At 78.3% G+C, this 7981-nt stretch carries 8 protein-coding genes and 1 pseudogene; 2 read left to right on the plus strand and 7 right to left on the minus strand.

All coding sequences use genetic code 11. The features are described 5' to 3' along the window. Positions 1-60: 60 nt before the first annotated feature. The 3 genes from NT8_RS25590 to NT8_RS25600 all read right to left on the minus strand — a co-directional run bounded on the left by NT8_RS25590 (position 61) and on the right by NT8_RS25600 (position 1955). Positions 61-651, minus strand: coding sequence for an RNA polymerase sigma factor (locus tag NT8_RS25590; protein ID WP_245646331.1), 591 nt, complete (start codon positions 649-651; stop codon positions 61-63). 90 nt (positions 652-741) lie between these two features. Further along, positions 742-1317 (minus strand): hypothetical protein, encoded by a 576-nt coding sequence (locus NT8_RS25595; protein WP_067974885.1) that lies wholly within the window; start codon positions 1315-1317, stop codon positions 742-744. A gap of 194 nt (positions 1318-1511) precedes the next feature. Beyond that, positions 1512-1955 (minus strand): nuclear transport factor 2 family protein, encoded by a 444-nt coding sequence (locus tag NT8_RS25600; protein ID WP_067974888.1) that lies wholly within the window; start codon positions 1953-1955, stop codon positions 1512-1514. Positions 1956-2165: 210 nt separating this feature from the next. Between NT8_RS25600 and NT8_RS25605 the strand changes: the two genes are divergently transcribed. Next, positions 2166-3083: a phosphotransferase gene (locus NT8_RS25605; RefSeq protein ID WP_067974890.1), complete on the plus strand. Its 918-nt coding sequence runs from the start codon at positions 2166-2168 to the stop codon at positions 3081-3083. Between the two features lie 63 nt (positions 3084-3146). On the opposite strand, the gene NT8_RS25610 is transcribed toward NT8_RS25605, so the two are convergent. Together NT8_RS25610 and NT8_RS25615 are read right to left on the minus strand one after the other, a co-directional pair. Continuing rightward, positions 3147-3557: a DUF6463 family protein gene (locus NT8_RS25610; protein ID WP_245646332.1), complete on the minus strand. Its 411-nt coding sequence runs from the start codon at positions 3555-3557 to the stop codon at positions 3147-3149. An 866-nt stretch (positions 3558-4423) separates the two neighbouring features. Next, the gene (locus NT8_RS25615; RefSeq protein WP_067974896.1) at positions 4424-5344 is read right to left on the minus strand and encodes a LysR family transcriptional regulator; all 921 of its coding nucleotides are present in this window, start codon (positions 5342-5344) and stop codon (positions 4424-4426) included. Positions 5345-5481: 137 nt separating this feature from the next. Between NT8_RS25615 and NT8_RS25620 the strand changes: the two genes are divergently transcribed. Further along, positions 5482-5838 (plus strand): DoxX family protein, encoded by a 357-nt coding sequence (locus tag NT8_RS25620; protein ID WP_245646333.1) that lies wholly within the window; start codon positions 5482-5484, stop codon positions 5836-5838. Positions 5839-5863: 25 nt separating this feature from the next. Here NT8_RS25620 and NT8_RS30495 read toward each other — a convergent pair whose 3' ends face one another. Beyond that, positions 5864-7606 carry a serine/threonine-protein kinase gene (locus NT8_RS30495; protein WP_067974897.1) on the minus strand — a complete coding sequence of 581 codons (1743 nt, stop codon included), beginning with the start codon at positions 7604-7606 and terminating at the stop codon, positions 5864-5866. A 172-nt stretch (positions 7607-7778) separates the two neighbouring features. Next, positions 7779-7981: pseudogene (locus tag NT8_RS25630) on the minus strand (MerR family transcriptional regulator); the annotation flags it as partial.

Raw genomic sequence — 7981 nt, forward strand, 5'->3', positions numbered from 1 at the left:
GGGCGGGGCGGGCGCCGGGCGCGGGCGGGCGGCCCTGGAGACCGCCCGCCCGCGCCGCCGTCACCCGGCGGACTCCGCCCGGCGCAGCGCCGCCACCAGGTCGACGCGGGCCCGCGCCACCCGGGAGCGGACCGTGCCCACCGGCACCCCCGTCATCGACGCCACCTCGGCGTAGGAGAACCCCTCCAGCCGGGTGAGCACGAACGCCCGCCGCCGGGCCTCCGCCAGCCCGCCCAGCAGGTCGCGCAGCGCGATCTCCTCCTCGAAGGCGCCCCCGGCCGGGGCCATCCGGTCGGCGCCCTCCGGCAGCGGGGTCGTGTGCGGCCGGGCGGCCCGCGCCCGGTAGCGGTCGACCACGGTGTGCCGGGCGATGCTCAGCAACCACGTGCGCACCGACGACCGGCCGGTGAACCGGGGCAGGCTGCCCAGCGCCCGGATGAACGTCTCCTGGGTGAGGTCCTCGACCCAGTCGGGGTCGGTCCGCCCGGCGATGAACCGGGTCACGTCGCCGCGCGTCGCGGCGATCAGCTCCGCGGCGGCGCCCGGGACGCCGTCGGCGGCGGCCCGCGCCAACGGGGCCAGCGGGTCGGTGCCGGGGGCCGGCGGCCGCCGCCGCACGGGTCCGGGCATGGTCAGGGCAGGGGTCGGCATGGTCTCTCCTCGTTCGCGTGGGGGCGCCCCGGCGCGCGGGCGCGCGGGACGCCGCCGCGGCGCGCTGCGGCGCGGCGGCGGGGGACGGCGTCAGACGAGGAGGGGAGGGGGCCCGCGGCGCGACACCACGTGCCGCAGCACCCGCGACGGGCGGACGCCCGCGTCGGCGGGCGCCACCGGGCCGCCGGCCGCCACCGGCGACGGGGACCACGGGGTGAGCAGCCGCAGCGGGAACAGCAGCGTGCGGACGTAGCGGACGAAGGAGAACGCGGCGGCCTCACCGCGCCGCAGCCACCACCCGCTGACCAGCGCCGCCGCGGCGTGGGCGGCGATCATGCCCCACCCGGGACCCCCGGACGCGTCGGCGGCGAGCACCGGAGCGGTGTGGTGGGCGGCGGGACCGCCGAGCGCGTCGGCGGGGGCGGCGGAGAACAGGACGTGCAGGGCCGCCTGGCCCCACAGCATCCACCCGCACACGGCGGCGAGCCCGCGCTCGGTGCGTGCCGCCGCCCACGCCACCGCGAATACGAGCGCGAACCCGGCGGCGGGCCCGGCGACGGGCGGGGCGGCCCCGGCCGTGACGGTGTGCCCGGTCGCGGACACCCCGACGCACACCGCGGCGAACACCGCGGCGCGCAGGAGGCGGGAGGGCGGCGGGTCGGTCATCCGGCCCCCATCCTCGCACCCCGGCGGAGGGCCCTCCGGTCGGGTGCCCGCCCCGCTGCGGGCCGACGGTGTGCGACGCGGAAGAGGACTGTCCACAGGCTGTGGACGGGGGCGGCCGACGGCGACCAGGGGCGGCCGAGGGCGTACGGCCCCGGTGCCGGCCGATGCCGGCCCGGCCCCGGGGCGGGGTGGGGCTACGCGCCGTCCGCCGCGAAGGCCTGGGCGACCGCGAGGCTGTCCTCGTACACGTGGTGGCGGGTCACCAGCCCGTTCTCGACCGTGAGGTGCAGGGCGAACCGCGCCCGGTACGGGCGCCCGGTGGTGCGGGCGGTCTGGCGGATCTCGCCGAGGACGACCGCGTCGTCGCCGTCGACCAGCACGCGCTCGACCTCGGTCGCCACGTCCTCGGGCACGTGGTGCGCGGCGATCTCGCGGTAATGGGCGGCCGCGTCGGCCCGGGTGGAGCGGTGGCGGATCCACGGCGTGGCCGCCCGGCCGTGCTCGCCCTCCGGCCAGTCGAGCCGCCAGTCGCTCCGTTCCGCGTACATCGCGGCGATCCGCTCGGGGTCGCCCTCGCCGATCCTGCGCAGCAGCTCCCCGACGACGGCGCGCGTGTCCTGGGGTGCGGCAATGGTCATGAACAGCCTCTCCATCGGCACCGCGTCCCGTTGACGCGGAGCGGCCATTCTCCCCCGCTGCGGGCGGGCGCGGCGATGACCTCGGAGGTAACGCGGACCGTGTGGCGCCGCCCCCGGCGGGCGCCCGGCCCGCGCCCCTCCACCGACCGGGCGGCCGGAGCGCGACGGGAACCACCCGCCCCGGAGCCGATTCGACTACCGTTGCCGCGCATGACGGACGGTGGAACGGACCTCACGGCGGACCTGATCCGGGAACTCCTGCGCGAGCAGCACCCCGACCTGGCCGACCGCCCTCTGCGGCTCGCGGCGCGCGGCTGGGACAACCAGGTGTGGCGGCTCGGCGGCGACCTCGCCGTCCGGCTGCCCTGGGCGACGCCGTCCGCCGACGCGCTACTGCGCAAGGAGCACGCCTGGCTGCCCGCCCTCGCCCCGCGCCTCCCGCTGCGCGTCCCCGTCCCGCAGCGCCTCGGCGAGCCCTCCGCGCGCTTCCCGCGCACCTGGCTCGTCACCACCTGGGTTCCGGGCGAGCCCGCCGACCGCGCCCCCGTCACACGCGCCGCCGAGGCGGCCGACGCCCTCGCCGCCTTCCTGACCGCGCTGCACCGCCCCGCTCCCGACGAGGCCCCCGCCGGCCGGGGCCGCGGCGGCCCGCTGGCCGACACCGCCGGATACCTCGACCGGGAACTCGCCTCGGCCGTCGAACGCGGCCTGGTCCGCGACCCGGACGCCGTCCGCGCGGTCTGGGCGGACGCCGCCGCAGCGCCCGAATGGCCGGGGCCGCGCCTGTGGCTCCACGGCGACCTGCACGCGGCCAACGTGGTGACGGCGGACGGCACCCTCTCCGGCGTGATCGACTTCGGCGACCTGTTCGCCGGCGACCCCGCCGTCGACCTCGCCGCCGCGTGGACCCTCCTGCCGGACGGCGCCGCCGACCGCTTCCACCGCGCCTACCGGCCGACCCCGGACGCCGCGACCCTGCGCCGCGCCCGAGGCTGGGCGGTGCTGCGCGCGCTCGGCGGCATCCACGTCGGGGACGCCGGCGTCCACGGCCGCCCCGGGGGCAAGGCCACCTGGGGCCCGCCCGCCCACGCCGCCCTGCGGCGCCTCACCGCGTCGGCCCACCGGTGACCGCGCGCCCGGCGGGCGGCCGGGCACCGGGCCGAGGCGGCCGGCGTCGGCGGTCGGCGCCGATCAGTGCCGCGCCGGAACCGGCCCCTCCCGCCGGGAGGCCCCGCGCCGCGCGGACACGTCCGCGGCGATGAGCAGCCCGGCCGGGACCAGGCCCGTCAGGAAGCCGCTGGGCCCGATGAGCAGCACGCACCCGACCACCCAGCCGCCCACCACCCAGCCCATGTACGCGGGCGCCCGCTCTCCGCGCCGCCCCATCCGCACCACCAGCAGGCCGAGCAGCAGCAGAGGGGCGACGAAGCCCCCGGGCAGCGCCCAGAACGTGGAGTAGGACTCCGCCGTGGCCGCGCCCCCGTGGAGCCCGCCGGTGAGCCATTCGCCCCAGTAGGGGTGGGGCAGGAAGACCAGGGTGTGCAGGAGGGCGATGGCCACCATCGACCATCCGGCGCCGACCGTCAATCGTCTCGTCGTCATGCGGCCACCCTCCGCCTTCCGCCCCGGTCCGCGCCTCCCCCGCGAGAGCGGGCGCCCTCCCTCCCGGGAGGGAGGGCGCCCGCCGACTACCGCACCGGCGAATCGCGGTGCGATGTGTACCGGTCGAGGGAACCCGGTGCGCCGATCCAGGGGAAGAGGGCGGGCCGCCGCCCGTCCGCTCCAGATCGGCGCGAGTGTCTCGGACTCGACCCAGCCGCGCGTTCGTCGTACACCCCTTGGGCGTGGGCGGGGGCGGCCACGCCCAAGGCCAGGGTCCCGGCGGCCAGCGCAACGGCGGCGAGCGACACAACGGTCCGACGCATGGTGGCTCCTTGGGATCAGTCGGCCGCCGAACGCGGCCACCCCCGGCCGTAGGAGCGCCCCGCGCGCGGGGCGACCGGCCACGTCGACGGCGCGGACCTGGTGGCCAGGACGGCGGCGGCGCGCACACCGACGCCTGCCCGGAAGCGTCACCGGTCACGGGGAGTCACTGACATCTCATGCTCGTTCCGCTGGCATTTCGGTGACCGTCGACAGTAGACCACCAGTGCGAGCGCGTCCTCCGCCGACAGCACCTCGGCCCCCGTCGGCCACGCGGCCGTCCGGCCCGCGCCGTCGACACACTCCGGCAACCTCGCGGGACCGCCGCCCGCTTCTCCGCCGTCCCGTGCGCCATCCCCGCCCCTGTTCGCCCGCTTCGCCCCACCGTGCACCTGAGCGGCGGGGCCGCCGCGTTCAGGCCCGCGAGCACCACGCGAACACGACCATCCCCGGCCCGCTCGGCGCGCCGGGCGGGACCTGGGGCCGGTACGCCACCGGGGACCCGCCACCGGCGCGCCGGGCCCCGGGGAACCGGCGGCGGACGGCTACGGAACCCCGTCGGCAGCGGTTCCCGGCCCGCCCCCGCCCACCGCCTCCCGGCAGCAGCGCGCGAAGTCGCGCACCACCGGATGCGCGTCGCGCGGCCGGGCGACGCCGACGCGGCTGGGGGAGAGCCCGGTCACCGGCCGGTAGACCACCCCCGGCCGCGCGTAGAACCGGGCGGACGACGCGGGGGCGAGCGCGACCCCGAACCCGCTGGCGATCGCGTTCAGCCACTCGTCGGGCTGGTCGGTGGTGGCGCCGACCAGCGGCGGCCGCCCCTCACGCTCGTCGGCGCCCAGCCAGAAGTCGCGCCACGCGCCCGTCCCGGCGGGGGCGGCGACGAACGGCTCGTCCCACAACTCCCGGAACGCGATCCGCTCCCGCCCGGCGAGCCGGTGCCCGGCGGGCAGCGCCACCCAGCGCGGTTCCGCGAGCAGCTCGTCGACCCGGAACGCCTCCTGCCCGGGAAAGGGCAGCCGCACCAGCGCGGCGTCGACCCCGCCGTCGGCCAGCCCGGCGGTCGGGTCCGACCACGCCGCCTGCCGCAACCGCACCCCCCACTCGGGCCGCACCCGGCCGAACGCGGCGATGATGTCCTGGGTCGCCTCGTTGGCGGCGCTGGCGATGAAGCCGACGTGCAGCACCCGCGCCGCCCGCCGCTCCGCGCCCCTGGCCGCGCGCACCGCGCCGTCGACCCCGGCCAGCAGAGCGGGCGCCCGCTCCGCGAACGCGCGCCCCGCCTCGGTCAGCGCCATGCCCTCGCGCGACCGGGTGAACAGCCGCACCCCCAACCGCTCCTCCAGCCGGCGGACCTGCTTGGTCAGCGCCGGCTGCGACACGAACAGGCGCTCCGCGGCGAGGGTCAGGCTGCCCTCCTCGGCGACCGCGACGAACGTCCGCACCCACCGTGTGTCCACATCCATGCCATCAGGTTATGGAAGCCGGTATTGGACGCGCGCGGGCCCGCCCGCCGAAGGTGGAGGGAGACCGCCGGGCCCGCCCGCCGCCCCGTGCGGCGACCGCTCCGGCGCACCCCTCCCCGCCACCGGAAGGACCTCGCGTGACCACCGCGACCGTCTACGCCATCGTCGCGGCCGTGACCGCGGCCGCCGCCCTCGGGGCCGCCGTCCCCGACCTGATGCGGGCCCGCTGGGTCCTCGCCAACATGACCCGGTACGGCATCCCGCACACCTGGATCGTCCCGTTGGGCTGGACCAAGGTCGCGGGCGGGCTGGCGCTCCTGGCCGGCATCCCCGTCCGCCCGCTCGGCGCGCTCGCGGCGGCGGCCCTGACCGCCTACTTCATCGGCGCCGTCGCCGCCGTCCTGCGCGGCCGCTGCTACGCCGACGTGGTGTACCCGGCGCCGTTCCTGCTGCTGTCGGCCGCGACGCTCGCCCTGGCCGCCGCCGTCCTCTGACCGGGCGGCGCGGCCGCGCGGCGGCTCATGCGCCCTGGTCGACGTGCACGTCCCCGGCGAACCACCGCAGCGCGGCGCGGAACCGGGCGCGGTCGGCGTCGGACACCACACCCACGCGCGTGAGCGGGCAGAGGGCGGTGCCGCCCTGGACGCTCCGGCCCGGCAGCGGGTCGAACAGCGGGCGGTCCCGGCGCGGCCACAGGACGAGTTCCGCATCGCGCCCGTTACCGACCACGCTGACCTGGTCGAAGGCGTCCCAGCGGACCGCCCGCTCGGCCGCGTCGCCGAAGGAGAACTTCAGGCTCCGCTTGCGCAGGGTGAGGGAGTCGGGCCGGTGGGCGGACCAGCCGCGCAGGCCGAACACCGCGCCGGCGGCGAGGGCGAGTCCGACCAGCATCAGCAGCACCTTGTGGAGGGGGAACGCGGCCTCCTCGGCGCCCATCACGGCGAGGGCGCCGCATGCCACCGCAGCCACGAGCATCGCCCCGTACGCCGCCCTGGCGCCGGCGGTCGCCGCCCGCCCCCGCGCGAACGTCACCGTCTCGACCGGCTCCGGGACCGAGGCGCCCCGAGGGACGTCGAAGAGCACGGCCGCGCACCGGTCGGCCCCCACCTCAATGCGCCGGGCGGCGCTGCTGCGCCCGGCCGCGTCCACCCGGAGGAGCCGGGTGCCCGGCTCGACGGAGAAGGCGGTGGTCGCGGCCGCGCCGACCCGGCCCACAGCGGCGCCGTCGACCACGACCTCCAACGGGTGCGCCCCGAGGTTGCCCACCCGGAGGTTCGGCCGCTGCGCCCGCCCGCGCTTCGTGCGGCGCTCCGGTTCCGGGGCCGGCCGGGCCGGTTCCTCCGTGCGCGAATCGACCAGGGTGCGGGCCGCGCGCGTGCGGTGGGCGATGACCTCGGTGAGCCCGTCGGGCAGCCAGCCATGATCGGCGCGCCGCTCGTCCGGGGCGTCACCGGCGGCGAGCCGGCGCAGCAGCTTCTCCGGGGTGGGGCGCCCTTCGGGCTCCTTCGCGAGGCACGACGCCACCAGGTCCGCCAAGGGGTCGGGCACACCGGTGAGATCGGCGTCCTCATAGGCGATGCGCTGGACCACCACCACAGCGGGGCCGTCCCCGAACGGGCTGCGGCCGGTGGCGGCGTACGCCAGGACGCACCCGAAGGCGAACACGTCGGAGGCCGGGCCGACCCGCTCCCCGCGCACCTGCTCGGGCGACATGAACGCGGCCGTCCCGATGACCGCCGTGCTCCGGGTGTGGGAGGTGGCGTCCAGGGCGCGGGCGATCCCGAAGTCGATGACGCGGGGCCCGTCGTGGGCGAGCAGGATGTTGCCGGGTTTGAGGTCGCGGTGCACGATGCCGCAGGCGTGGATCGCGGCGAGCCCTTCGGCCAGGCCCGCGCCCAGCGCGGCGACGGAGTCGGCGGGCAGTGGGCCGTGGTCGCGCACCGCGTCGTGCAGCGAGGGCCCGGGGATGTAGGCGGTGGCCAGCCACGGCGGGTCCGCCTCGGGGTCGGCGTCGACCAGTTGCGCGGTGTAGAAGCCGCCGACCTTGCGGGCGGCCCGCACCTCGGTGGTGAAGCGCCGCCGGAAGGCGGGGTCGTCGGCCAGATCGGGGTGGACCGCCTTCACCGCGACCGTGTGGCCGCCGGGGGAGCGGCCGAGGTAGACGACGCCCATCCCGCCGCCGCCCAGGCGGGCGCGCAGCCGGTAGGGGCCGATGCGTTCGGGATCGCCGGGGCGCAGGGGGGTGTGCACGCGATCGGGCATGGCGGAACCCTAACCGCGTGTCCGGCCGGACGCGGAACGTGGCGCCGGAATCGGCCACCCGAGGGTGGCGGCGTGACGGAGAGCGGGGCCGGGGGCCTGCACGGCCCGCCGGGACGACGCGCACGCGCCGGGGGCCGCCACCGCGCGGCGGCCGTCCGCGCCGGCCCGGGCCTCAGGTCGACGCCGGCGGTTCGGTGGTGGCGTTCCCCCCGTCGGCCCGCTCGGCGGCGCGCAGCTCCTCGTTGATCCGCAGCGCCTCCTCCAACTGGTCCTGGAGGATGATGATCTTGCAGGCGGCCTCGATCGGGGTGCCCTCGTCCACGAGTTCGCGGGCGCGGGACGCGAGCCGCAGCTGGTAGCGGGAGTAGCGGCGGT

Source organism: Nocardiopsis trehalosi NBRC 14201, from assembly GCF_001552555.1.
Lineage (GTDB): Bacteria > Actinomycetota > Actinomycetes > Streptosporangiales > Streptosporangiaceae > Nocardiopsis_B > Nocardiopsis_B trehalosi.

Bases quoted from the DNA above. Each gene is read 5' to 3' on its own strand.
- NT8_RS25590 (WP_245646331.1), bottom strand. From the start codon at position 651: ATGCCGACCCCTGCCCTGACCATGCCCGGACCCGTGCGGCGGCGGCCG.
- NT8_RS25595 (WP_067974885.1), bottom strand. From the start codon at position 1,317: ATGACCGACCCGCCGCCCTCCCGCCTCCTGCGCGCCGCGGTGTTCGCC.
- NT8_RS25600 (WP_067974888.1), bottom strand. From the start codon at position 1,955: ATGACCATTGCCGCACCCCAGGACACGCGCGCCGTCGTCGGGGAGCTG.
- NT8_RS25605 (WP_067974890.1), top strand. From the start codon at position 2,166: ATGACGGACGGTGGAACGGACCTCACGGCGGACCTGATCCGGGAACTC.
- NT8_RS25610 (WP_245646332.1), bottom strand. From the start codon at position 3,557: ATGACGACGAGACGATTGACGGTCGGCGCCGGATGGTCGATGGTGGCC.
- NT8_RS25615 (WP_067974896.1), bottom strand. From the start codon at position 5,344: ATGGATGTGGACACACGGTGGGTGCGGACGTTCGTCGCGGTCGCCGAG.
- NT8_RS30495 (WP_067974897.1), bottom strand. From the start codon at position 7,606: ATGCCCGATCGCGTGCACACCCCCCTGCGCCCCGGCGATCCCGAACGC.